A 23,148-nucleotide genomic window follows, 5' to 3' on the forward strand; every position below is an offset into this window, starting at 1 on the left:
GTCAGACCGTCTCGACGACGAGGCGCTCGACCGCGGCGATGGCCTCGGGGATGGCGGCCGGGTTCTGGCCGCCGCCCTGGGCCACGTCCGGCTTGCCGCCACCGCCGCCACCGAGGGTCTTGGCGGCGGTGCGGACCAGGTCACCGGCCTTGAGACCGCGCTCGCGGGCGGCCTCGTTGGTGGCGATGACGGTCAGCGGGCGGTCGTTCGCCGTGGTGAACAGGGCCACGACGGCCGGCCGGTCGCCCTGGATGCGGCCGCGGACGTCGAGGACCAGCTTGCGCAGGTCGTCGGCGCCGGTGCCGTCCGGGACGGTGCCGACGACGAGGGCGACGCCGTGGATGTCCTGGGCGTTCGCGGCGAGACCGGCGGCGGCCTGGAGGACCTTCTCCGCGCGGAACTTCTCGATCTCCTTCTCGGCGTCCTTCAGCTTGCCGAGCATGGAGGCGATCTTCTCCGGCAGCTCCTCGGGACGGCCCTTGACCAGCTCCTGGAGCTGGGCGACGACCGTGTGCTCCTTGGCGAGGAAGTTGTACGCGTCCACGCCGACGAGGGCCTCGACGCGGCGCACGCCGGAGCCGATGGAGGACTCGCCGAGCAACTTCACCAGACCCAGCTGGGCGGTGTTGCCGACGTGCGTACCGCCGCACAGCTCCTTGGAGAAGTCGCCGATGGTCACGACGCGCACGCGCTCGCCGTACTTCTCGCCGAACTCGGCGATGGCGCCCTGCTTCTTCGCCTCGTCGATGCTCATGATCTCGGCGGTGACGTCGAGCTCGCGGGAGAGCACGTCGTTGATCTTCTGCTCGACGTCGGTGAGGACCGTGCCGGGGACGGCGTTCGGCGAGCCGAAGTCGAAGCGGAAGCGACCGGGCGAGTTCTCGGAACCGGCCTGGGCGGCCGTCGGGCCGAGGGCGTCGCGCAGCGCCTGGTGGGTCAGGTGCGTGGCCGAGTGGGCGCGGGCGATGGCCCGGCGGCGGTTCACGTCGATGGCGGCGTACGCGGAGGCGCCCACCGTCACCTCGCCGACCTGGACGGAGCCCTTGTGCACGGAGACGCCCGGGACGGGCTGCTGCACGTCGCGGACGACGATGACGGCGCCCGAGTCGAGCTTGATGCGGCCCTGGTCGGCGAGCTGGCCGCCGCCCTCTGCGTAGAACGGGGTGCGGTCGAGGACGACCTCGACGTCGTCACCCTCGGAGGCGGCGGGCGCGGAGACGCCGTTGACCAGCAGGCCGACGATCGTGGACTCGCCCTGGTTGGTGGCGTAGCCGGTGAACTCGGTGCCGCCGGAGTTGTCGGCGATCTCCCGGTAGGCGGACATGTCCGCGTGGCCGGTCTTCTTGGCCTTGGCGTCGGCCTTGGCCCGGTCGCGCTGCTCCTGCATGAGGCGGCGGAAGCCGGGCTCGTCCACGGAGAGGCCCTGTTCGGCGGCCATCTCCAGGGTGAGGTCGATCGGGAAGCCCCAGGTGTCGTGGAGCAGGAACGCCTTGTCGCCGGCCAGGACCGTGCCGCCGGCGGCCTTGGTCTCGGTCACGGCGGTGTCGAGGATGTTCGTGCCGCCCTTGACGGCCTTGAGGAAGGCGGCCTCTTCGGCGAGCGCGACGGTCTCGATGCGCTTGCGGTCGGTGACGAGCTCCGGGTACTGCTGGCCCATCGTGTCGATCACGACGTCGACCAGGGCCTGGACGACGGGGCCCGTGGCGCCCATGAGGCGCATGTTGCGGATGGCGCGGCGCATGATGCGGCGCAGCACGTAGCCGCGACCCTCGTTGCCGGGCGTGACGCCGTCGCCGATGAGCATGACGGAGGTGCGGATGTGGTCGGCGACCACGCGCATCGACACGTCGGTGTTCTGGGCGGCGCCGTAGCGCACGCCGGTGAGCTCGGTGGCCTTGTCCATGACCACGCGCAGGGTGTCGGTCTCGTACATGTTCTGCACGCCCTGCAGGATCATCGCGAGGCGTTCGAGGCCGAGACCGGTGTCGATGTTCTTCGACGGCAGGTCGCCGAGGATCGGGAAGTCTTCCTTCCCGTCGCCGGCGCCGCGCTCGTACTGCATGAAGACCAGGTTCCAGATCTCCACGTAGCGCTCGTCGTTGACGGCGGGGCCGCCCTCGACGCCGAACTCGGGGCCGCGGTCGTAGTTGATCTCCGAGCAGGGGCCGCAGGGACCCGGGACGCCCATGGACCAGAAGTTGTCCTTCTTGCCCAGGCGCTGGATGCGCTCGGCGGGCACGCCGATCACGTCGCGCCAGATCGTCTCGGCCTCGTCGTCGTCGAGGTAGACGGTGATCCAGAGCTTCTCCGGCTCCAGGCCGTAGCCGCCGTCCGCCACGGAGCTGGTGAGCAGCTCCCAGGCGTACTTGATGGCGCCTTCCTTGAAGTAGTCGCCGAAGGAGAAGTTGCCGCACATCTGGAAGAACGTGCCGTGGCGGGTGGTCTTGCCGACCTCTTCGATGTCCGGCGTACGGACGCACTTCTGCACGCTGGTGGCCCGGGGGGCCGGCGGCTTGGTCTCGCCGAGGAAGTACGGCTTGAACGGGACCATGCCCGCGTTGACCAGCAGCAGAGTCGGGTCGTCCGCGATGAGCGACGCCGAAGGGACAACGGCATGACCGCGCTCCTCGAAGAAGCTCAGCCAGCGGCGGCGGATTTCAGCCGACTCCATCAGTGGTCCTCATTCCGGTTGTACGAAAAATTCGGGTGGGTGGTCTTGTGGTTCTGGATGGCCCGCATCCGCCGCGGCCCGGGGAGGGCGGTGACGTTGTCGGGCCGATCGGGATCCTGGTGCAATCCCAGTGCGTCGTTCAGCTCGTCCTCGCGCTGCGACATTCCCGCCTTCACGTCGAGGGCGAAGTCCTTGAGGCGGTGACCGGCCTCCACGGCCTTGTCGGCGGCCTGGGCGGCGAGGCTCTCCGGTGTCAGCTTCTTGAGCTGGCGGTTGACCTTGGTGGTGGCCCACACGCCGGCGGCTGCGCCTGCGGTGAACCAGAAGGCTCGGCGGAACATCGGAGGTTTCAGCCCTTCTGCTTCCGGCGCCGGGCGGCCGGCACCGTACGGCCAACGATCACGCTGCGCCGGGACGCCTTCCGCGGCGCCTCTTCCGTGTTCTTGCCCAGCGCCTTGCGGACGCCGTAGCCGAAGGCGGCGACCTTGACCAGCGGCCCGCCGAAGGTGGAGGCCACGGTGGAGGACAGGGCGGAGGCGTTCGAGGTGACTTCCTGGACGTCGCTCGCGATGGCGTCGACCCGGTCGAGCTGGGTGCGTGCGGAGCGGACGGTGGTGGAGGCGTCCGCGAGCAGCGGGACGGCCTGGTCGGTCACGTCGGCCACCAGCTTGGTGGTCGCCTTGAGCACCTGGGCCAGCCTCACCAGTACCACGGCGAGGAAGGAGACCAGGATGGCCCAGAAGACGGCCACGAGGATCCCGGCCACCTCTCCACCGGACACGTTGCACCGCTCTCTGCCTGTTGATCACTACGTGGAAAAGTCGTTCTCCGACCCTATCGCGCCGGAGATCCACCGCAGTACCGCAATTCACGGCCCAGCGGATCCGCCTTGTACGCAGCGCATCCGGACCAGTACCCTCCGTGTCCCATGCGACAGAGGCCCGTTCGACAAAGGACCTGCGGCAATCTTCCCGCGGAGCTGAGCAGCTTCGTCGGGCGAGGTGCGGAACTCGCCGAGGTGGGGAGGCTGCTGGAGGCCTCGCGACTGGTCACCGTGACCGGCGTGGGCGGGGTGGGCAAGTCCCGGCTGGCCCTGGCGGCGGCCCGGGAGGCCGCCGAGGCAGCGTCCGGGGCGGTGTCCGGGGCGACCTCCGGGCCGGCTTCGGAGACGGGCGATACGGCGCAGGAACGCTACTGCGACGGCGTCTGGCTGGCCGAGCTGTCCTGCGTACGCGATCCGGCACTGCTCGAACTCACGCTGGCGGAGTCGCTCGGGCTCACCGACCACACCACGCGACCGCCGCGGACCGTCCTGACCGAGCACCTCGCCGAGCGGCGGCTGCTGCTGGTCCTCGACGGGTTCGAGCAGCTCGTCGAGGAGACCGCCGAGCTGGTGCGGGAGCTGCTGCGCCGCTCCCCCGGCCTGCGAGTGCTGGCTGCCGGGCGGCGGCCGCTGGACCTCCGGGGGGAACGGACCTTCCCGCTGGCCCCGCCGGTCCCCGAGGAGGCCCTGGAGCTGCTGGCCGAGCGGGCGGCGGCCGCCGATCCGGGCTTCGCCGTGACCGGCGCCAACCGGCCCGCACTGGTGGAGCTGTGCGCCCGGCTCGACGGGATCCCGCTGGCGCTGGAGCTGGCGGCGGGACGGCTGCGGGCGCTGTCGCCGGAGCAGGTGCTGACGCGGTTGGAGGACCGTTTCGCGCTGCTGACGGGCTCGGCGCGCGGGGTCCTGCCCCGGCACCGGGCGCTGCGTACGGCGATCGGCTGGAGCCACGAGCTGTGCACGGCGCGGGAGCGGTTGCTGTGGGCCCGGCTGTCGGTGTTCGCCGGGCACTTCGACCTCGATGCCGCCGAGTACGTGTGCGCGGGGCCGGACCTGCCGGTGGAGTCCGTGCTGGACGTGCTCGGGGAGCTCCTCGCCCAGTCGCTGCTGGCCCGGGAGGAGACGGCGGCCGGGGTGCGCTACCGGATGCTGGAGACCGTGCGGGTGTACGGGGCGGGGTGGCTGGAGTCCCTCGGCGACGCCACACGGCTGCGGCGGCGCCACCGGGACTGGTACACGGGGCTGGCCACCTGGTGCGAGCTGGACTGGTTCGGTCCGCGCCAGCAGGAGGTGGCGGCGCTGGTGGAGGCGGAGCTGCCGAATCTGCGGCTGGCGCTGGAGTGCTGCCTGGAGGAGCCGGACGAGCTCCACCTGGGGCAGTACCTGGCCGGGACGCTGTGGTTCTACTGGGCCGGGTGCGGCCGGCTCACCGAGGGCCGGTACTGGCTGGACCGGATGCTGGAGCCCGGCCCGGCCGCGTCGGAACACGTGGGGTCGCGGCTGAAGGCGCTGTGGGTGCTCGGCTACGTGGCGGCCCTCCAGGGCGATGCGGTGGCCTCGATGAGCGCCCTGTACGAGTGCCGGGACGGGGCGGCGCGGACCGGGAACGCGGTGGCGGCGGCGTACGCGGTGCACCGGCTGGGCTGCTTGGCGCTGGTCTCCGACGACATGCCGCGGGCCGGTGAGCTGCTGGGCTCGGCGCTGGAGCAGTACCGGGAGGCCGGGGAGCTGAACAGCAACGTGCTGATGTGCCAGGTGGAGCTGGCGATGGCGCTGGCCTTCCAGGGGGATCTGGCGGGTGCGCTGTCGCTGTGCCGGGAGGTCCGGGACATCTGCGAGGAGCGCGGGGAGCGCTGGACGAAGGCGTACGCCCTCTACGTCCTCGCGTACGCGGCCCTGGACGCGGCGGACACGGCCGGGGCGCGGCTCCTGCTGACCGAGTGCGTGACGATCAACCACGCCTTCCGCGACCTGGTCGGGCTGGCGCTCGCGGTGGAGCTGCTGGCCCTGGTCACGGCGGCCGAGGACCGTCCGGCCGAGGCGGCGGTGCTCCAGGGTGCGGCCGAGCCGATGTGGGACGGGGTGGGCCTGCAGCTGTTCGGCTCGGGGTACTTCAACGCCCCGCGGCTGATGTGCCGCGAGCGGGCGGGTGAGGTGCTGGGCGCGGACCGGTACGCAGCGTGCGCGCGGCACGGCCGGAGCCTGTCGCTCGACGAGCTGGTCGAGCGGGCACTGCGGATGCCCGAGCCGGTGCCGGCGGCGCCGGAACGGCTGCCGCGGCCGCGGTCCGGGGAGACGGGCAGGGCGGCGGGCGCGGTGGGCCGCCCGGACAACAGGAAGCCCGCCGGCTCCCCCAAGGGGGAACCGGCGGGCTGACCAGCCTGTGAGGCTACGTCCGCTGGATCAGCGGGCGTAGTACTCGACGACGAGCTGCTCGTCGCAGATGACCGGGATTTCCTTGCGGTTCGGGTCACGGTCCAGGCGGAAGGCCAGGGCCTTCAGGTTGACCTGCAGGTAGCGCGGGGTCTCGCCCTCGCCTGCGTAGCCACCCTCACGGGCAACCTGGAACGGAACCTTCTCGCGGCTGCGCTCGCGCACGGTGATGACGTCGTCCGGGCGGACACGGAACGACGGCTTGTCGACCTTGCCACCGTTGACCTCGATGTGGCCGTGAACGACCATCTGGCGGGCCTGGTAGATGGTGCGGGCGATGCCCGAACGCAGGACCAGGGCGTCGAGGCGACGCTCAAGCTCGACGACCAGCGCCTCGCCCGTCTTGCCCTCGGCCTTCTTGGCGCGGTCGTACGCGCGGGCCATCTGACGCTCAGAGATGTCGTACTGAGCGCGCAGACGCTGCTTCTCCAGCAGACGGACCTTGTAGTCCGAGTTCTGCTTGCGGCCACGGCCGTGCTCGCCCGGCGGGTAGGGGCGGGCCTCGAAGTACTTGACGGCCTTCGGGGTCAGTGCAATGCCGAGGGCACGCGACTTCTTGACCTTGGGTCGCTTCTGGTTCACGGGGAACCTACCTCCATGTAAGTTAGGTGAGGCTTACCTTATCGAGGAGGACGTAATGTCTCGACCACATGGGATCCCCCTGCCCAGTGCGCAACGCAGTTCGGATTCAGACGAAACAGAATCCGCTTGCGCCGACGATAAGCAAGGTCAGCCGCGTCCCAGGGAAGGCGTTCGGCAGCTCACCGGAGCCGAACGCGTACGAACCCTCGTAGAGTCCAACGCCTCAGTATCCCTTACGCTGCCGGGTGCTCTCGACCAGCTGAGGTCTCTTGAGCAGCCCGAGCTCGGGACAGGGATGCAGGTCGCACGGACCGTCACCCCGGACGGGGACGTGATTCTCCTGGTGTCAGGGGAATCTGCGGCTGCCAGAGCGGCCGCTCACGCCCAGGACGACGACCTCACGGCCGTGATCGAGATCACGGATGTGGCGCCGGTGTCCGTGCCCCATCGTATCCGAGGCCGAGCGTGGCTCGCCGGCTGGCTGACCCAGGTGCGCGGGGACGACCGCGCGGCCTGCGCGGCGCTGCTGGCCGAGCGCCGGCCGGTGGGCGAACTCCTCGGGCTGCACGGGCGCCCCTCCCACGTGATGCTGCGCCTGGAGGTCGGCGAGATCTCGGTGGACGACCTGTGGGGCGCCGAGCACGTGGACCCGGACGACCTGGCCGCGGTGGCGCCGGACCCGATCGTCGACCACGAGACGGAACTCCTCCAGCACCTGGCCGCCGCGCACCGCGACCGGATCGCCGACCTGTGCGCGCTGCTGGGCCCGCGGGAGAGCGCCGCCGTGACCGCGGTCCCACTGGCCCTGGACCGCCTGGGACTGCGGGTCCGCTTCACGCGCGACGGCTCCTCCTTCGACGCCCGCTTCGACTTCCCGACGCCGGTCCGCGACGTGTGCGACCTGCGCCGGGCGATGCAGACCCTGTTCGCGGCAGCCGGCAGCCGGGGCCCCCGCACGCCGTGACCGCCGGCCCGGTGCCTCATGCACCGGACGGGCCTGAACCGCCTCCTCGCAGGCGTTCGCGGACCTTTTCCACCACGTCCGCGTAGCGGGCCTCCGCGCCGTACCGCGTCGGCTCGTAGTACCGCTTGCCGTGCACCGCGTCCGGCGCGTACTGCTGTGCCGCGATCGCGCCCGGTACGTCGTGCGGGTACACGTACCCCACGGCGTGGCCCAGCTTCGCCGCCCCCTTGTAGTGCCCGTCCCGCAGGTGTGTCGGCACCTGGCCCGCCAGGCCCGCCCGGACGTCCGCGAGCGCCGCGCCGATCGCGGTCGTCGCGGTGTTCGACTTCGGGGCCAGGGCGAGGGCGATCGTGGCGTGCGACAGCGTCAGCGCGGCCTCGGGGAAGCCGATCATCGCCACCGCCTGCGCCGCGGCGACCGCGAGCGGCAGGGCCGTCGGGTCCGCCAGGCCGATGTCCTCGCTGGCCGAGATCATCAGGCGACGGGCGATGAACCGCGGATCCTCCCCCGCCTCGATCATGCGCGCCAGGTAGTGCAGCGCGGCGTCCACGTCCGAGCCGCGGATCGACTTGATCAGGGCGCTCGCCACGTCGTAGTGCTGGTCGCCGTCCCGGTCGTACTTCACCGCCGCCCGGTCGACCGCCTCCTCCACCGTCTGGAGGCTGATCTCGGACTCCCCCTTGGCGATCGCAGAACCGGCACCGGCCTCCAGCGCCGTCAGCGCCCGCCGGGCGTCGCCGCCCGCGATCCGCAGCAGGTGCGCCTCCGCGTCCGCCGGCAGGGAGACCGCCCCGCCCAGCCCGCGCTCCTCCGTCAGCGCCCGCCGCATCAACGCGCTCAGGTCCTCGTCGGTCAGCGGTTCCAGGGTGAGCAACAGCGACCGCGACAGCAGGGGGGAGATGATCGAGAAGTAGGGGTTCTCCGTGGTCGCGGCGATCAGCGTCACCCAGCGGTTCTCGACGGCCGGGAGCAGCGAGTCCTGCTGCGCCTTGCTGAAGCGGTGGATCTCGTCGAGGAAGAGGACCGTCTCCTTGCCGTACCCGCCGGCCGCCCGCTTGGCGCCCTCGATGACGGCCCGTACTTCCTTCACGCCCGCAGTGATCGCCGACAGCTCCACGAACCGCTTCTGCGTCGCCTGGCTCACCACGTACGCGAGGGTGGTCTTGCCGATGCCCGGGGGGCCCCACAGGATCACCGACGAGGCTCCGGCCGGCCCGCCCGCCCCGTCCCCGACCAGCCGCCGCAGCGGTGACCCGGGCTTCAGCAGGTGCTGCTGGCCGACGACCTCGTCCAGGGTGCGCGGGCGCATGCGGACGGCGAGCGGAGAACTTCGAGGGTCCTTCTCCCGGCGGTCTTCGGCAGCGGCGGTGAACAGGTCTGGTTCCACACGGGAAGCCTATGCGAGCCCACCGACAGCGGGCCGCGGACCCGGAAGGCCCACCGCACTCAGGAGGTCCAGAAGTCCCACCAGCGGGTCAGGATCAGCATGCCGATGATCCCGACGTGCAGCACGGGCAGCACCCAGGTGAACTCGTCCAGGAAGGAGCGCAGCCAGCCCGGTGCGGGCAGCAGGCCCTCACGCACGTTGTGGGCGGTGACGTACCAGAACATGAAGATCGTGGCGACCCATGCCAGGCAGCACCACAGGCACAGCGAGTTGATGTTGTACAGCGACTGGTACATGAGCCAGGTGCAGAAGCCGACGCCGAACAGCATGCCGGCGTTGAAGGTGAGCCAGTACCAGGGCCGGAACCGGGCCCCGGCCAGCACGCTCATGCCGACGCAGATCACTATGCCGTAGGCGACCAGGCCCAGCATCGGGTTCGGGAAACCGAACACGGACGCCTGCTCGCTCTTCATGATGTTGCCGCAGGAGACGATCGGGTTCAGGCTGCAGCCCGGCGTGAAGTTCGGGTCTTCCAGCAGCTTGAACTTGTCGATCGTGATCACCCAGGCCGCGAGGAGCCCCGCCGCGCCCGTGATCACCAACAGCAGCGCCAGTGCCCGGCTCGCACCGACCGTCCGCGGGGCGGTGTCTGCGTCCGTACCTCGTGTCGTCATACCGCCGCTCCAGATCTGCAAGGTCAACAAGCACCGGCCATTGTGCCGTACGGAGCTGTGTGTCCACCGTTCGGTGGACATAAGGACGTACGCACGGGGGGACCGGTGGCGCGGGTTCCGCCACACCATTTGAGACATGACACAGAACGCGGTGGAGGTACGGGGGCTTCGCAAGCAGTACGGCGAGGTCACCGCGGTGGACGGACTGGATCTGACGATCCGACAGGGCGAGGTCTTCGGACTCCTCGGGCCCAACGGAGCCGGCAAGAGCACGACGGTGGAGATCCTGCAGGGCCACCGGGAACGGGACGGAGGCGAAGTCAGCGTGCTCGGAGCGGACCCGGCCACCGGCGGCCGGGCCTGGCGCTCGCGCGTCGGGATCGTCTGGCAGGACGAGTCGGCGCCCGCCGAACTGACGGTGCGGGAGACGGTCGAGCACTTCGCCCGCTACTACTCGGCCCCGCGCGACCCGGCCGAGGTCATCGCCCTGGTCGGCCTGGAGCAGAAGCGGGACCAGCGCGTGAAGGGGCTCTCGGGCGGCCAGCGGCGCCGGCTCGACGTGGCGCTCGGCGTCATCGGCGACCCCGAGCTGCTGCTCCTCGACGAGCCGACCACGGGCTTCGACCCGGCGGCCCGCCGCCAGTTCTGGGACCTGATCCGGCTGCTCGCCGGCGAGGGCACCACCATCGTGCTCACCACGCACTACCTGGAGGAGGCAGAGGCCCTCGCCGACCGGCTCGCGGTCATCGCGAGCGGCAGGGTCGTCGCCGAGGGCGAACCGGCCGCACTCCGCTCCCGGTTCGGCACCGGCGCCACCGTCGAGTGGACCGGGGCCGACGGCACCCCGCAGAGCATCGCCACCGAGACGCCCACCCGTACCGTCGCCGAGCTCATGACCCGCTTCGAAGGCGAGATCCCGGGGCTGAAGATCGGCCGTCCCACCCTGGAGGACGTGTACCTGCGCCTCACGGGCCAGCTCGTACCCACGCCCGCACAGCAGTCGGAGGACGCACGATGAGCACGACCGCCACCACCGCCGCCACCGGCCGGGCCGCCTCGGCCGCCGAGGCCCTGCCCGGCGCCTGGACCCTGGGCTTGAGCCGCGGGGCCCTGGAGATCAAGCAGTTCGTCCGCCAGCGCGACGCGATGATCTTCACCTTCGCCTTCCCCATCGTCTTCCTCGCCCTGTTCGCCTCGATCTTCAGCGACAGCGTGGAGAACACCGGGGTCACCGCCTCCCAGCTGTACGCGGCGGGCATGGTCGCCGCGGGCATCATGTCCACCAGCTTCCAGTCGCTCGGGATCTCGATCGCCGTCGAACGCGACGAGAAGGTGCTGCGCCGGCTGCGCGGCACCCCGATGCCGCCGGCCGCGTACTTCCTCGGCAAGGTCTGGATGGTCCTGGCGACCGGACTCGCCGAGACCGCGATCCTGTTGCTCGTCGGCTCCACCCTGTTCGACCTCGACCTGCCGGCGTCCGCCACCAAGTGGCTCACCTTCGGCTGGATCTTCGCCCTCGGCCTGACCGGCTGCGCCCTGCTCGGCATCGCGATCAGCAGCCTGCCCAAGTCCGGCAAGAGCGCCAGCTCGGTGGTCGTCCTGCCGTTCCTGATCCTCCAGTTCATCTCCGGCGTCTTCATCCCGGTGAACGCGATCCCGGACTGGCTGCTGAACATCGGCGCGCTGTTCCCGCTCAAGTGGATGTGCCAGGGTCTGCGCGGAGTGTTCCTGCCACAGTCCGCCGCGGTCCTGGAGCAGGCCGGCAGCTGGGAGTACGGAAAGGTCGCCCTGGTCCTGGGTGCCTGGGTCGTCGGAGGATTGGTCCTGTGTCTGCTGACCTTCAAGTGGAAGAACCGCCGCGACGGCTGAACGGGTTCACCAGGGCGGCCGGAGCGCGCGAGTCCCACGTCTGGGACCGCGCGTTCGGGCCGTGGGACCTCTACTTCGGCCTCGTGTGGGTCGCGACCGTGGCCTTCGTCCTGGGCGCGGACTTCCCCTCGCTGTCGTACCGGGTCCCCGCCGCCGCGCTGCTCACGCTGCTGGTCCCGTGGTACGCGTGGACCGGCCGGCCCCTGCTCCTGAAGGATCCCGGGGCCGAACCGGGACTGTCCCTGCGCTACCTGGGCGTGATGCTGGCCCTGTTCCTGCCCGCCGCCTTCCTGGTGGGCGAGACCCGGCTGATCACCTTCGCGCTCGCCCCGCACTGCTTCATGCTGCTGCCGCTGCGCCGGGCGATCGGCACGATGGCGGTGGTGGCGCTGCTGCCGGTGGCCGGGTGGGCGCTGCTGTGGCGGCCGGCCGGACACGTCGTCTTCGTCAACGCGGTCGGCTCGTTCGTCACGTTCGCCTTCTCCTCCTTCTTCGGCGCCTGGATCATCCGGATCATCGAGCAGAGCCAGGAGCGGGCCTCGCTGATCGCCGAACTCGACGCCAGCCGGGAGGAGGTGGCCCGGCTCTCCGCCGCGCAGGGCGCCCATGCCGAAAGGGAACGCATGTCACGCGAGATCCACGACACCCTCGCCCAGGGGTTCACGAGTCTGCTGATGCTGGTCCAAGCCGTGCAGTCCGAGCTGGACACGGATCCCGCGCAGGCCCACCGGCACCTGGAGCTGATGGCCGCGACCGCCCGGCAGAACCTGGCCGAGGCCCGGGCCCTGGTCGCCGGCGGCGCCCCCGCCGACCTCGACGCGGGTTCGCTGCCGGACGCCGTACGCCGCCTCGCCGCCCGGCAGCATCCGCCGGCAGCGGTGTCGGTGACCGGGGAGGTCCGGCCGTTGGCCGCGGCGCTGGAGGTGGTGGCGCTGCGGTCCTGCCAGGAATCCCTGTCGAACGCGGCGAAGCACGCCGGGGCCGGGGCACAGTGCTCGGTCTCGCTGGCCTACGGTGACTGCGAACTGACCGTCACGGTCCGGGACACCGGGCAGGGCTTCGACCCGGCGTCCCCCGCGACCGGCTACGGCCTGCGGGGACTGCGCGCCCGCGCGGCGGAGGCCGGCGGCACGGCGGCCGTCGAAAGCACCGCGGGGTCGGGCACCTCCGCCGGCACCACCGTCACCGTGACACTCCCGATCCGCTGAGGAGCCGTACGACATGATCCGCATCCTGCTGGCCGACGACCACCCCGTGGTACGGGAAGGCCTGCGCGGCATGCTCAGTGCGGAGCCGGACCTGGAGGTCGTCGCGGAGGCCGCGAACGGCCCGCAGGCCGAGGCACTGGCCGCGGAGCTGCTCCCCGGCGGCCTGGACCTGATCCTGATGGACCTGCGGATGCCGGGCGGCGACGGCGTCGAGTCCATCGCCCGGATCAGCGCGGCCGGGCTGCCGGTGCGGGTCGTCGTCCTGACGACGTACGAGAACGACCGGGACATCCTGCGGGCGGTGGAAGCGGGGGCCGCCGGCTACTTGTTGAAGGACATGGCACGGGCCGAACTGGCCGAGGCCGTCCGTGCGGCGGTGCGTGGCGAGACGGTCCTGGCCCCGTCGGTGGCGGGCCGCCTGGTCGACCGCCTCCGCACCCGCCCCGAGCGTCCGCGCCTGTCCGACCGCGAGGTCGCGGTCCTGCGCCTCGTCGCGGAGGGCGCGACGAACGCGGAGATCGGCCGGCGCCTGTTCGTGGCGGAGTCCACGGTCAAGACGCACCTGCTGCGCATCTTCGGAAAACTGGAGGTCACGGACCGCACGGCGGCGGTGACCACGGCCATGCGCCACGACCTCCTCTGACGGACCCGCTGCGCGAAGCCTGCCGCTCCCCGCACCGCACCGTTTCCGGGCCCCGGTCAACGGGATTAGGGCGGGGCGGGGAGCAGCTCCGCACAGCGGAACAGCCCCGGCCCCGCCCCAGGTGCGGCTTCCGTCAGGCCAGCTTGGTCCGCAGGACCTCGACCACGTCCGCCAGGGCGACCGGGGACTGCTCCCCGGACTCCATGTCCTTCAGCTGGACCACGCCCTCGGCGAGATCGCGGTCGCCGGCGACGATCGCGAAGCGCGCACCGCTGCGGTTCGCGTCCTTCATGGAGCCCTTGAGGCCCTTGCCGCCGTACGACATGTCCGCCGCGACGCCCGCCTTGCGCAGCTGCGTCACCAGCCCGAACACGGTCGGCTTCGCCTCGCCCAGCGCCACCGCGAACACCGATGTCGTCGGCGGGATGTCCAGCTCGACGCCCTCGGCCTGGAGCGCGAGCACCGTACGGTCCACGCCCAGCGCCCAGCCCACCGACGGCAGTGCCGGTCCGCCGATCATCTCGGACAGGCCGTCGTAGCGGCCGCCGCCGCCGACCGCGGACTGCGAGCCCAGGCCGTCGTGCACGAACTCGAAGGTCGTGCGGGTGTAGTAGTCGAGCCCGCGCACCAGCTTCTCGTCGTCCTCGAAGGCGACGCCCGCCGCCGTGATCAGTGCGCGCACCTCCTCGTGGTACGCCTTGCACGCGTCGCACAGGTAGTCGCGCAGCACCGGAGCGCCGACGAGCTGCTTCTGCACCTCGGCCCGCTTGTCGTCGAGGACGCGCAGCGGGTTGATCTCGGCCCGGCGCACGGTTTCCTCGTCGAGGTCGAGACCGCTCAGGAAGGACTGCAGTGTCTCCCGGTACACCGGGCGGCATTCCTTGTCGCCCAGCGAGTTCAGCAGGATGCGGAAGTTGCGCAGGCCCAGCGAGCGGTACGCCTGGTCGGCCAGGATGATCAGCTCGGCGTCCAGCGCCGGGTCCTCCGCGCCGATGGCCTCGGCACCGACCTGCGAGAAGTGGCGGTAGCGGCCCGCCTGCGGCTTCTCGTAGCGGTAGTACGAGCCCGAATACCAGAGCTTGACCGGCAGGTTGCCCTTCTTGTGCAGGCTCGCCTCCAGCGCCGCGCGCAGGACCGAGGCGGTGCCCTCCGGGCGGAGTGCCAGCTGGTCGCCGCCCTTGGTCTCGAAGGCGTACATCTCCTTGGAGACGATGTCGGTGGACTCGCCCACGCCTCGGGCGAAGAGGCCCACGTCTTCGAAGCCGGGAGTTTCGATGTAGCCGTATCCGGAGTTGCGGAGCGGGGCCGCGATGGCCTCGCGCACCGCCAGGTACTTCACGGAGACCGGCGGGATCAGGTCGTACGTGCCCTTGGGGGCCTGGAAAGTAGCCACGAAACTCTCGTCACATTCCTCGTCGTGGGGCGGCGGTAGGGTCCGCCCCCAGGCCGGCGGCGACTTCCCGCAGGTACGGGTTGGTCGCGCGCTCGCGGCCGATGGTGGTCTGGGGACCGTGGCCGGACAGCACCACGGTCGAGTCGTCGAGCGGCAGGCACACGCGGGCCAGCGATTCGAGCATCTCGGCGTGGGAGCCGCCGGGCAGGTCGGTGCGTCCGATGGAGCCGGCGAAGAGCAGGTCGCCCGAGAAGAAGACCGGCGGTACGTCGGCCAGCTCGGGCATCCGGAAGGTCACCGACCCCTTGGTATGCCCGGGCGCGTGCGCCACCGAGAAGTCCATGCCGGCCAGCTTCAGCCCGGCACCGTCCACCAGCTCGCGGACGTCGTCGGGCTCACCCACGGTGAGCTCGCCCATGAGCGGCATCCCGATGGACCGGCCCAACGCCTTCTCCGGGTCGCTCATCATGTAGCGGTCCTCGGGGTGGATCCAGGCGGGAACGTCGTGCGCTCCGCACACCGGGACCACCGAGGCCACGTGGTCGATGTGGCCGTGGGTGAGGACGACCGCCACGGGCTTGAGCCGATGCTTCTTCAGCGTCTCCTCGACGCCCTGGGCCGCCTGGTGGCCCGGGTCGATGATGACGCACTCCTCACCGGCGGCGGGGGCGACCACGTAACAGTTGGTCCCCCAGGCCCCGGCGGGGAACCCGGCAATCAGCACGTTCGTCCTCAATCGTCGTCCAGCGGAAGCTTGGGCAGCGGCCGAGTGTCGGAATGCTGCTGCTCAGAGCCTACCGGCGCCGCTCGTCACACAGCGAACCCATATACGGTACGGCCTAACCGAGCCCGGACAGCGGTGCCAGACACGTACAAGGAGACGACCCGGTGGTCACGAGCGATCAGCGGCGGCGACAGCTCGCCAGGGAGAAGTACGAGCGCCAGCAGATGCGCCGGGCCGAGGCCCGGCGCAAGTCGCGACAGCGGGCGGCGGTGATCGGGGCCGCGGTGGCCGTGGTGGTCGCCACGCTGGTGGGCCTCGTCGTGGGCGGCGTGTTCGACAAGGACAAGAAGGACAAGGCGTCGGATCCGGCGGCGAACCCGTCGGCCGCGCCCTCGCCGAAGCAGTCGCCCTCGCCGGCGATGGCGATCGACAAGAACGCGAAGTACACGTTCGACCTGAAGACCAGCGCGGGTGAGATCAAGTTCGAGATGGACGCGGCGAAGACGCCGGAAACCGTCAACTCGTTCAAGTCACTGGCGGACAAGGGCTTCTTCGACAACACCAAGTGCCACCGCCTGACCACTTCGGGGATCTACGTGCTCCAGTGCGGTGACCCGGAGGGCTCGGGCACGGGTGGCCCCGGCTACACCATCGCGGACGAGAACCTCGATTCGCTGGGCAAGCCGAACGAGCAGGGTCAGGTGATCTACCCGGCGGGCACGGTCGCGATGGCCAATACCGGCCAGCCGCACAGCGGCGGCAGCCAGTTCTTCCTGGTCTACAAGGACAGCCCGCTGGCTCCGTCGTACACGCCGTTCGGCAAGATCGACGCGGCGGGCCTGAAGGCGCTTGAGGACGTGGCCAAGGCCGGTACGGCCGATGGCGGCCAGGACGGGGCCCCGAAGACCCCGGTGACCATCCAGAAGGGCGCCGTCACGCAGAACTGACGGGGTTCCGGCGGCCCCGGGCCGGGCCGGCGTCCTGCCCGTACGGCGATATTCCGTCGTGCGGGATGCGGACAGCCGGCCCGGCGGTCGCCTATGTTGGCGTTGTGCAGGGTGGGCGCTGCCCACCCCAGGAAACTGTGGACGATGCCCAGGGGGTGAACCCCTCGCAGGCATCAGGTGGAGGAGGCGCTGTGAGCAGCGACCCGTGGGGCCGTGTCGACGAGACGGGCACCGTGTACGTGCGTACTGCCGAGGGCGAGAAGGTCGTCGGCTCGTGGCAGGCGGGCACCCCTGAGGAGGCCCTGGCCTACTTCGAGCGCAAGTACGAGGGCCTGGTGGTCGAGATCGGCCTCCTCGAACGACGGGTGCGGACCACCGATCTGTCCGCCAAGGACGCGCAGACGGCCATCGACCACCTGCGCACGCAGGTGGAGGAGCACCACGCCGTCGGTGACCTCGGTGCGTTGCGCGTCCGGCTGGACAAGCTGGTCGCGACCGTGGACTCGCGGCGCGAGGAGCGCAAGGTCCAGAAGGCCAAGCAGACGGACGAGGCCCGTGCGGCCAAGGACGCGCTGGTGGCCGAGGCCGAGCAGCTGGCGCAGAGCGACCAGTGGCGCAGTGCGGGTGAACGGCTTCGTGCCCTGGTGGACACGTGGAAGGGTCTGCCGCGGCTGGACCGCAAGTCGGACGACGAGCTGTGGCACCGCTTCTCGCACGCCCGGTCCGCCTTCTCCAAGCGCCGCAAGGCGCACTTCGCCTCGCTCGACGCGCAGCGCGAGGACGCCCGCAAGGTCAAGGAGAGGCTGGTCGCGGAGGCCGAGTCGCTGTCGAAGTCGACGGACTGGGGTCCGACGGCCGCCCGCTACCGCGAGCTGATGGCGGACTGGAAGGCTGCGGGTCGGGCGCAGCGCGAGTCCGAGGACGACCTGTGGAACCGTTTCCGCGGTGCGCAGGACGTGTTCTTCGCGGCGCGTGGCGAGGTGTTCGCGGAGCGTGACGCCGAGCAGGTCGAGAACCTGAAGCTGAAGGAAGAGCTGGCCGACGAGGCCGAGAAGCTCGTCCCGATCACGGACCTGAAGGCGGCCCGGGCCGCGTTCCGCTCCCTCAACGAGCGCTGGGAGGGCGTCGGCCACGTGCCGCGCGACGCCCGGCCGAAGGTCGAGGGCCGGATGCACGCGGTGGAGCGGGCCATCCAGGAGGCCGAGGAGGGCGAGTGGCGTCGTACGAACCCGGAGGCGCGGGCCCGTGCGGCCGGCCTGACGGGTCAGCTCCAGGCGGCGGTGGACAAGCTGCGTGAGCAGATCGACGCGGCCCGTGCTGCGGGCAACAACGCGAAGGCCGACAAGCTGGCCCGTGAGCTGGAGGGCCGCCAGGCCCTGCTGGACCAGGCCCTGAAGGGCCTGGAGGAGTTCGGCGGCTAGTTCCCGCGGCTGGTCCGGCCGCGCGACCCGGGACGGCCCCCGGGCGCCGCCGAGGTACGTACGAGGGCCCCGGTACGGAAACTCCGTACCGGGGCCCTCGTACGTGTCAGGGCCGGTTCCGCGTGTCGTCCTGGATCAGGTCGAGCGCGTGGTCCAGTACCTCGCAGGCGTGGAGGTGGTTCCCGGATTCCTGCAACAGCCCCGCCAGCCGCCGGCACACCAGGACGGCCTCGGGACGGTAGAAGCGGTGCACGCGTACGAACGCCTCCTCCAGGACGGCGATGGCCTCGCCGAGCTGCCCGGTCTCGGCCAACATGTCGGCCAGTTCGAACTGGACGGCCAGGAGGTCGCCCTCGCCCGCCCCCGACCGCTCGCGCAGGGCCAGCCGCAGGACCGGCAGCGCGTCCCGGGTCCGCCCCGCCGAGCGCAGGGTGCGGGCCAGCGCCAGTCCCGTTCCCACCATGGCCGTCTGGAGATCGCCGCGGAGCACGGGCCCGGCCGGCACGCCGCGCGGCGCGCGGGCCCGGTTGCGGACGATCTTCAGTCGTCCGACGCCGTTCTCCTGGGCGTGCTGCGGCAGCGGGCGGTTCTTGCTGCGCAGCCGGAACTCCAGGGTGCGGAACAGGGTGTCGAGGTCGATCACCTCGGGCCCGTCCGGGATCCCCTCGCGCAGCACCTTGATCAGCTCCCCGGAGAAGGCGGTGTGCCGTTCCCCGTCCGGCGCCAGGGCCACCCGGTCCCCCGGTGAAGCGCTCAGGAGGTAGGCGCCTTCGACAGCGGTCTCCGCGGCGACCCCGTCCCCAGCGGTGAGGATGCGTGCTGCGCGCCCGCTGAAGCAGCAGTCGAGTACCACCACCTTGCGGGCGGCGCGGGAGGCGCGCACGGCCTCACGCAGGTGTTGGTAGGCGACGGCCGTGTAGCCGACGTTCTCCCGCGAGCCGTACAGGGCCAGGAACAGGTCGGCCGAGTCGGCGTCCCGCATGCCGTGGCCCGCGAAGTAGACGAGCAGGGTGTCGGTGGCTTCCTCGCCGGCCTGGTGGACGGGGTCCAGCAGGTCGGAGGGGTACGAGGGGTTGCGCACGAGCGTCAGGTGCCGCTCGGGCAGTCCCCAGACGGTGGCGTCCGCGAGCTCGGCGGCCAGGTCCTCGATGTTCGCTTCGACCGCCGGCAGCCCGGGCAGGTCGCGGTATCCGGCGCTGCCGATGAGCACGGCTCGGGAGCCCGCCGGGTCAGGAACTCCCGTCATCGTCCCCGTCCAGTGCGGCCACGATGCGACGCACCGACTCGGGGTCGGCGGCCTGCGGGCCGTCGATCCGCACCTCGTACGGGCCCCTGCGGAGGGTGAGGCCGGGCGGGCGGCGGCGGGCCAGCCGCCACTGCAGGACCGTGAAGACCAGGGAGACGGTGGACAGCCCGCTCTCGACGGCGAGTTGCAGCACGTCGAAGCCGCCGGCGTTCATATGGCCGTCCTGCGGTCGCACCAGGTCGGATCCGCCGCCGTCCGGGTCGCCGTTGCCGGCGGGCAGTTCGCCACGGATCCGGCCGCGCACGGCGCGGCCGACGGTCTCGTCCTCGCTCAGCCAGGCCAGCAGCGAGCGCAGCTCCGCCTCGGGGTCGCCGTCGCGTCCGACCCTTAACTCGAACTCATTCATCCGTGTCGTTCCTTCCTGCTCCGATGCGCGTACTGACCCGCGCGAAGAGTTCCAGGGCCGAGGCCGATGCCCCCAGCCGGACCAGGCAGACGGCCTTCCAGTACTGGCAGGCCAAGGTGGTGGGGTGGTCCGCGCCGAGCGTTTCCCGGCAGTACGGGAAGATCCCGTCGAGGATGTCGGCCGCCTCCTGAACGTCGCCGCGCAGGAGCAGCCCGACGGCTTCGCGCTGCCGGGCCACGGCTGAGGGCTCCGTCATGCGGCTGCGGACCAAGCGGCGGATGTCGATGCTCAGGGTGACCGGCTCGGGCTCGTGGGAGGAGGTGTTCCAGTGCCCCGGCGCCTCGGCGGGGCCGACGTGCCGTGGGACACGGGGTGCCTCCGGCACGGTGCCGGGCTCCGCGGCCCAGGGCGAGAGGAGCCGGATGGCCTCGGCGGTGTCCGCGGGCCGGTTCGCGGGGTGCTTGGCGCAGAGGCTGTCCACGACCTCCGCGAAGCCGTCCGGCACCTGGGCCACCACCTCGCGCAGGGGAGGCAGTCCTCGGAGGATCCGGTACACGACGGGGGCGTGACTGTCCTCCGCCGCCCCCGCCGGGGGCTTTCCGGTGAGCATGAAACGCAGGCAGACGCCGACTCCGTACAGGTCCGATGCCGGCGTGGCCCTGGTTCCGTCGAAGCGCTCCGGGGCGAGGTAGCCGACCGTACCCACCACGACGCCGCCCGCGGTGTCGTCGTCCTCCACCAGCTTCGCGATGCCGAAGTCGTACAGCACCACCCCGCGGCTGGTGAGCCGGACGTTCTGCGGCTTCACGTCCCGGTGGAGCACTCCGCTGGCGTGTGCCGCGGCCAGCCCGGAGAGCATGTCCACGGCCACCCGGCAGGCCCGGTCCACGGGCAGCGGCTGTCCGAGCCCGGCGACCAGCTCGGACAGGTCCTCACCGTCGAGCAGCTCCATCAGCAGGTACGGGACGCCCTCGTCCACGCCGGTGTCGTAGACGTGGACCACACCGGGGTGGCTGATCCGGGCGAGGGCGACCCCCTCGTCCCGGAACCGCTGGGCGTCGCCCTCACGAAAGCCGCCGTGGAGGCACTTGATGGCCACCCGCCGTTCGAGCCGGAGGTCCTCCGCCTCGAAGACCACGCCCATGCCGCCCCGGCCGATGACCCGGACGGGCTCGTAGCGTCGGCTGAGGCCGCGCGGAAACATGTCGTACGTGCCCACGCGCGCCCCCCGGTGCGGCTTCAGACGGTGCTCACGGCCTCCTTGCAGAAGTCACACGGTAGACGTCGTAGACGCCTTCCACACCCCGTACGGCCTTCAGGACGTGACCCAGGTGCTTCGGGTCGCCCATCTCGAAGGTGAAGCGGGAGGTGGCCACGCGGTCGCGGGAGGTCTGGACGGCGGCCGAGAGGATGTTCACGTGCTGGTCCGACAGGACCCGGGTGACGTCCGACAGCAGGCGGGACCGGTCCAGGGCCTCGACCTGGATGGCGACGAGGAAGACCGAGGACTGGGTCGGCGCCCATTCGACTTCCAGCATCCGCTCGGGCTGCTGGGAGAGGGAGTCGACGTTAACGCAGTCCGCACGGTGAACCGATACGCCGCTGCCACGGGTGACGAAGCCGATGATCGGGTCGCCGGGGACCGGGGTGCAGCAGCGGGCCAGCTTGACCCAGACGTCCTCGACGCCCTTGACGACGACACCGGGGTCGGCGTTGCCGCGCCGCTTGCCGCGGGCGCGGGACGGCGGGACGCTCTCCTCGATGTCCTCGTTGGCGGCTTCCTCGCCGCCGAGGGCCTGCACCAGCTTCTGGACGACGCCCTGCGCGGCCACGTGGCCCTCGCCGATCGCCGCGTACAGGGAGGAGATGTCGGGGTAGCGCATCTCGTGCGCGAGGGTGACGAGCGAGTCACCGGTGAGGATGCGCTGGATCGGCAGGTTCTGCTTGCGCATGGCCCGCGCGATGGCGTCCTTGCCGTGCTCGATGGCCTCCTCGCGGCGCTCCTTGGAGAACCAGGCGCGGATCTTGTTGCGGGCACGGGGGGACTTGACGAAGCCGAGCCAGTCGCGGGAGGGGCCCGCCCCTTCGGCCTTGGAGGTGAAGACCTCCACCAGGTCGCCGTTGTCGAGGGTCGATTCGAGCGGGACGAGGCGGCCGTTGACGCGAGCCCCTATGGTCCGGTGGCCGACCTCGGTGTGGACGGCGTACGCGAAGTCCACGGGGGTGGCGCCGGCGGGCAGCGCGATGACGTCGCCCTTGGGCGTGAAGACGAAGACCTCGTTGCGGGAGAGGTCGAAGCGCAGCGAGTCGAGGAACTCGCCCGGGTCCTCGGTCTCCTTCTGCCAGTCGAGCAGCTGGCGCAGCCAGGCCATGTCGTTGACGGTGTCCTGGCCGGCGCTGCCCTTGGCGGCCTGCGGGACGTCGGTGCGGACCTTGGAGGTGCCGGCGACGGTCTGCTGCTTGTACTTCCAGTGCGCGGCGATGCCGTACTCGGCGCGGCGGTGCATGTCGAAGGTGCGGATCTGGAGTTCGACGGGCTTGCCGCTGGGTCCGATGACCGTCGTGTGGAGCGACTGGTACATGTTGAACTTGGGCATCGCGATGTAGTCCTTGAACCGGCCGGGGACCGGGTTCCAGCGCGCGTGCACCGTGCCGAGGGCCGCGTAGCAGTCCCGTACGGTGTCGACGAGGACGCGGATGCCCACCAGGTCGTAGATCTCCGCGAAGTCACGGCCGCGGACGATCATCTTCTGGTAGACGCTGTAGTAGTGCTTGGGGCGGCCGGTGACGGTGGCCTTGATGCGGGCGGCCCGCAGGTCGGTCTGGACCTCGTCGGTGACGATCGTGAGGTACTCGTCGCGCTTGGGCGCCCGCTCGGCGACGAGGCGGACGATCTCGTCGTACATCTTCGGGTAGAGGATGGCGAAGGCGAGGTCTTCGAGCTCCCACTTGATCGTGTTCATGCCCAGCCGGTGGGCCAGCGGGGCGTAGATCTCCAGGGTCTCGCGGGCCTTCTTCTCCTGCTTCTCCCGCTTGAGGTAGCGCATGGTGCGCATGTTGTGCAGGCGGTCGGCGAGCTTGATCACCAGGACGCGCGGGTCCTTGGCCATGGCGACGACCATCTTGCGGACGGTCTCGGCCTGCGCGGCCTCGCCGAACTTGACGCGGTCGAGCTTGGTGACGCCGTCGACGAGCAGGGCCACGGCGTCGCCGAAGTCGCGGCGCAGGTCCTCCAGCCCGTACTCGGTGTCCTCGACGGTGTCGTGCAGCAGGCCCGCCATCAGGGTGGCCGGGTCCATGCCGAGCTCGGCGAGGATGGTGGTCACCGCGAGGGGGTGGGTGATGTACGGGTCGCCGCTCTTGCGCTTCTGGCCGCGGTGCCAGCGCTCGGCGACCTGGTACGCCTGCTCGATCTGGCGCAGCGTCGCCGTCTCGATCTTCGGGTCGTTGCTGCGGACTATACGGAGCAGGGGTTCCAGAACCGGGTTGTACGGGTTGGAACGCTGGACGCCGAGGCGGGCGAGCCGGGCGCGCACGCGGTTGGAGGAGCCGGCCGACTTCCCGGGCGCCGGCTTCGCGGGCGCGGGCTTCACGGGCGGAGCCGGCGGGGGCGTGGCGGGGGGCGTCGCGGCCCGCTCGGCCTGCGGGTCGGGCTGCGCGGCGGAGATTGGCTGGACCTCGTCTGGCAAGAGCGCTCCTCTGGGGGTCCCCCGGACGGAGTCCGGGGGAGGATCCGGTGCCCCGGTCAGGTCCGGACAAC

20 protein-coding genes are annotated in these 23,148 nt (G+C 71.1%); 8 read left to right on the top strand and 12 right to left on the bottom strand.

Translation table 11 applies throughout. The features are described from left to right. Nucleotide 1: 1 nt before the first annotated feature. From alaS to OHA65_RS08450, 3 genes are read right to left on the bottom strand one after another with little or no spacing between them, the layout of a single operon-like run. A complete protein-coding gene (gene alaS, locus OHA65_RS08440) occupies nt 2-2,671 on the bottom strand; it encodes an alanine--tRNA ligase (RefSeq protein WP_327282512.1) in 2,670 nt (889 codons plus the stop codon). After that, nucleotides 2,671-3,012 carry a DUF6167 family protein gene (locus OHA65_RS08445; protein WP_327282513.1) on the bottom strand — a complete coding sequence of 114 codons (342 nt, stop codon included), beginning with the start codon at nt 3,010-3,012 and terminating at the stop codon, nt 2,671-2,673. Before OHA65_RS08445 ends, alaS begins: the two co-directional genes overlap by 1 nt. Nucleotides 3,013-3,020: 8 nt before the next feature. Then, nucleotides 3,021-3,452 carry a DUF948 domain-containing protein gene (locus OHA65_RS08450; RefSeq protein ID WP_327282514.1) on the bottom strand — a complete coding sequence of 144 codons (432 nt, stop codon included), beginning with the start codon at nt 3,450-3,452 and terminating at the stop codon, nt 3,021-3,023. Nucleotides 3,453-3,599: 147 nt separating this feature from the next. Between OHA65_RS08450 and OHA65_RS08455 the strand changes: the two genes are divergently transcribed. After that, nucleotides 3,600-5,867, top strand: a complete 2,268-nt coding sequence (locus tag OHA65_RS08455; RefSeq protein WP_327282515.1) for an AAA family ATPase — start codon at nt 3,600-3,602, stop codon at nt 5,865-5,867. A 27-nt stretch (nt 5,868-5,894) separates the two neighbouring features. On the opposite strand, the gene rpsD is transcribed toward OHA65_RS08455, so the two are convergent. Beyond that, complete coding sequence (rpsD, locus tag OHA65_RS08460) at nt 5,895-6,506, bottom strand: 30S ribosomal protein S4 (RefSeq protein WP_030294564.1); 612 nt, start codon at nt 6,504-6,506, stop codon at nt 5,895-5,897. A 55-nt stretch (nt 6,507-6,561) separates the two neighbouring features. Here rpsD and OHA65_RS08465 point away from each other — a divergent pair, with 55 nt between their 5' ends. Next, nucleotides 6,562-7,470 (top strand): DUF2470 domain-containing protein, encoded by a 909-nt coding sequence (locus OHA65_RS08465; RefSeq protein ID WP_405755219.1) that lies wholly within the window; start codon nt 6,562-6,564, stop codon nt 7,468-7,470. 16 nt (nt 7,471-7,486) lie between these two features. Here the strand turns inward: OHA65_RS08465 and OHA65_RS08470 are convergent, their stop codons facing one another. Both OHA65_RS08470 and OHA65_RS08475 read right to left on the bottom strand, forming a co-directional pair. Further along, on the bottom strand, nt 7,487-8,857 hold the full coding sequence (locus OHA65_RS08470) for a replication-associated recombination protein A (protein WP_327282517.1): 1,371 nt from the start codon (nt 8,855-8,857) through the stop codon (nt 7,487-7,489). Nucleotides 8,858-8,916: 59 nt separating this feature from the next. Beyond that, on the bottom strand, nt 8,917-9,531 hold the full coding sequence (locus OHA65_RS08475) for a vitamin K epoxide reductase family protein (RefSeq protein ID WP_327282518.1): 615 nt from the start codon (nt 9,529-9,531) through the stop codon (nt 8,917-8,919). A 136-nt stretch (nt 9,532-9,667) separates the two neighbouring features. On the opposite strand from OHA65_RS08475, the gene OHA65_RS08480 reads away from it, so the two are divergent. From OHA65_RS08480 to OHA65_RS08495, 4 genes are read left to right on the top strand one after another with little or no spacing between them, the layout of a single operon-like run. Continuing rightward, complete coding sequence (locus tag OHA65_RS08480; RefSeq protein WP_327282519.1) at nt 9,668-10,549, top strand: ABC transporter ATP-binding protein; 882 nt, start codon at nt 9,668-9,670, stop codon at nt 10,547-10,549. Then, nucleotides 10,546-11,400 (top strand): ABC transporter permease, encoded by an 855-nt coding sequence (locus OHA65_RS08485; protein WP_327282520.1) that lies wholly within the window; start codon nt 10,546-10,548, stop codon nt 11,398-11,400. Before OHA65_RS08480 ends, OHA65_RS08485 begins: the two co-directional genes overlap by 4 nt. After that, nucleotides 11,358-12,608, top strand: coding sequence for a sensor histidine kinase (locus tag OHA65_RS08490; RefSeq protein ID WP_328762175.1), 1,251 nt, complete (start codon nt 11,358-11,360; stop codon nt 12,606-12,608). The genes OHA65_RS08485 and OHA65_RS08490 overlap by 43 nt, the downstream gene beginning before the upstream one ends. Nucleotides 12,609-12,621: 13 nt before the next feature. Continuing rightward, nucleotides 12,622-13,251: a response regulator transcription factor gene (locus OHA65_RS08495; RefSeq protein ID WP_327282522.1), complete on the top strand. Its 630-nt coding sequence runs from the start codon at nt 12,622-12,624 to the stop codon at nt 13,249-13,251. A 133-nt stretch (nt 13,252-13,384) separates the two neighbouring features. Here OHA65_RS08495 and hisS read toward each other — a convergent pair whose 3' ends face one another. Continuing rightward, nucleotides 13,385-14,644 (bottom strand): histidine--tRNA ligase, encoded by a 1,260-nt coding sequence (hisS, locus tag OHA65_RS08500; RefSeq protein ID WP_327282523.1) that lies wholly within the window; start codon nt 14,642-14,644, stop codon nt 13,385-13,387. A 10-nt stretch (nt 14,645-14,654) separates the two neighbouring features. Next, nucleotides 14,655-15,368 (bottom strand): MBL fold metallo-hydrolase, encoded by a 714-nt coding sequence (locus OHA65_RS08505; RefSeq protein ID WP_327282524.1) that lies wholly within the window; start codon nt 15,366-15,368, stop codon nt 14,655-14,657. A 164-nt stretch (nt 15,369-15,532) separates the two neighbouring features. On the opposite strand from OHA65_RS08505, the gene OHA65_RS08510 reads away from it, so the two are divergent. Continuing rightward, entirely contained in the window at nt 15,533-16,315 is a 783-nt protein-coding gene (locus OHA65_RS08510) for a peptidylprolyl isomerase (protein ID WP_327282525.1), read from the top strand. A gap of 191 nt (nt 16,316-16,506) precedes the next feature. Next, nucleotides 16,507-17,736: a DUF349 domain-containing protein gene (locus tag OHA65_RS08515; RefSeq protein ID WP_327282526.1), complete on the top strand. Its 1,230-nt coding sequence runs from the start codon at nt 16,507-16,509 to the stop codon at nt 17,734-17,736. Nucleotides 17,737-17,842: 106 nt separating this feature from the next. On the opposite strand, the gene OHA65_RS08520 is transcribed toward OHA65_RS08515, so the two are convergent. From OHA65_RS08520 to OHA65_RS08535, 4 genes are read right to left on the bottom strand one after another with little or no spacing between them, the layout of a single operon-like run. Further along, nucleotides 17,843-18,982 carry a caspase, EACC1-associated type gene (locus OHA65_RS08520; RefSeq protein WP_327282527.1) on the bottom strand — a complete coding sequence of 380 codons (1,140 nt, stop codon included), beginning with the start codon at nt 18,980-18,982 and terminating at the stop codon, nt 17,843-17,845. Further along, entirely contained in the window at nt 18,966-19,388 is a 423-nt protein-coding gene (locus OHA65_RS08525; RefSeq protein ID WP_328762180.1) for an effector-associated constant component EACC1, read from the bottom strand. The genes OHA65_RS08520 and OHA65_RS08525 overlap by 17 nt, the downstream gene beginning before the upstream one ends. Continuing rightward, nucleotides 19,381-20,607 (bottom strand): serine/threonine-protein kinase, encoded by a 1,227-nt coding sequence (locus OHA65_RS08530; RefSeq protein WP_328762181.1) that lies wholly within the window; start codon nt 20,605-20,607, stop codon nt 19,381-19,383. Before OHA65_RS08530 ends, OHA65_RS08525 begins: the two co-directional genes overlap by 8 nt. A 31-nt stretch (nt 20,608-20,638) precedes the next feature. Further along, the gene (locus OHA65_RS08535; RefSeq protein WP_327282530.1) at nt 20,639-23,077 is read right to left on the bottom strand and encodes a bifunctional (p)ppGpp synthetase/guanosine-3',5'-bis(diphosphate) 3'-pyrophosphohydrolase; all 2,439 of its coding nucleotides are present in this window, start codon (nt 23,075-23,077) and stop codon (nt 20,639-20,641) included. Nucleotides 23,078-23,148: the final 71 nt, after the last annotated feature.

Origin of the sequence: Streptomyces sp. NBC_00045, from assembly GCF_045041095.1 — a bacterium.
Lineage (GTDB): Bacteria > Actinomycetota > Actinomycetes > Streptomycetales > Streptomycetaceae > Streptomyces.

Bases quoted from the DNA above. Each gene is read 5' to 3' on its own strand.
- alaS (WP_327282512.1), bottom strand. From the start codon at position 2,671: ATGGAGTCGGCTGAAATCCGCCGCCGCTGGCTGAGCTTCTTCGAGGAG.
- OHA65_RS08445 (WP_327282513.1), bottom strand. From the start codon at position 3,012: ATGTTCCGCCGAGCCTTCTGGTTCACCGCAGGCGCAGCCGCCGGCGTG.
- OHA65_RS08455 (WP_327282515.1), top strand. From the start codon at position 3,600: ATGCGACAGAGGCCCGTTCGACAAAGGACCTGCGGCAATCTTCCCGCG.
- OHA65_RS08465 (WP_405755219.1), top strand. From the start codon at position 6,562: ATGTCTCGACCACATGGGATCCCCCTGCCCAGTGCGCAACGCAGTTCG.
- OHA65_RS08475 (WP_327282518.1), bottom strand. From the start codon at position 9,531: ATGACGACACGAGGTACGGACGCAGACACCGCCCCGCGGACGGTCGGT.
- OHA65_RS08480 (WP_327282519.1), top strand. From the start codon at position 9,668: ATGACACAGAACGCGGTGGAGGTACGGGGGCTTCGCAAGCAGTACGGC.
- OHA65_RS08485 (WP_327282520.1), top strand. From the start codon at position 10,546: ATGAGCACGACCGCCACCACCGCCGCCACCGGCCGGGCCGCCTCGGCC.
- OHA65_RS08495 (WP_327282522.1), top strand. From the start codon at position 12,622: ATGATCCGCATCCTGCTGGCCGACGACCACCCCGTGGTACGGGAAGGC.
- OHA65_RS08520 (WP_327282527.1), bottom strand. From the start codon at position 18,982: ATGACGGGAGTTCCTGACCCGGCGGGCTCCCGAGCCGTGCTCATCGGC.
- OHA65_RS08525 (WP_328762180.1), bottom strand. From the start codon at position 19,388: ATGAATGAGTTCGAGTTAAGGGTCGGACGCGACGGCGACCCCGAGGCG.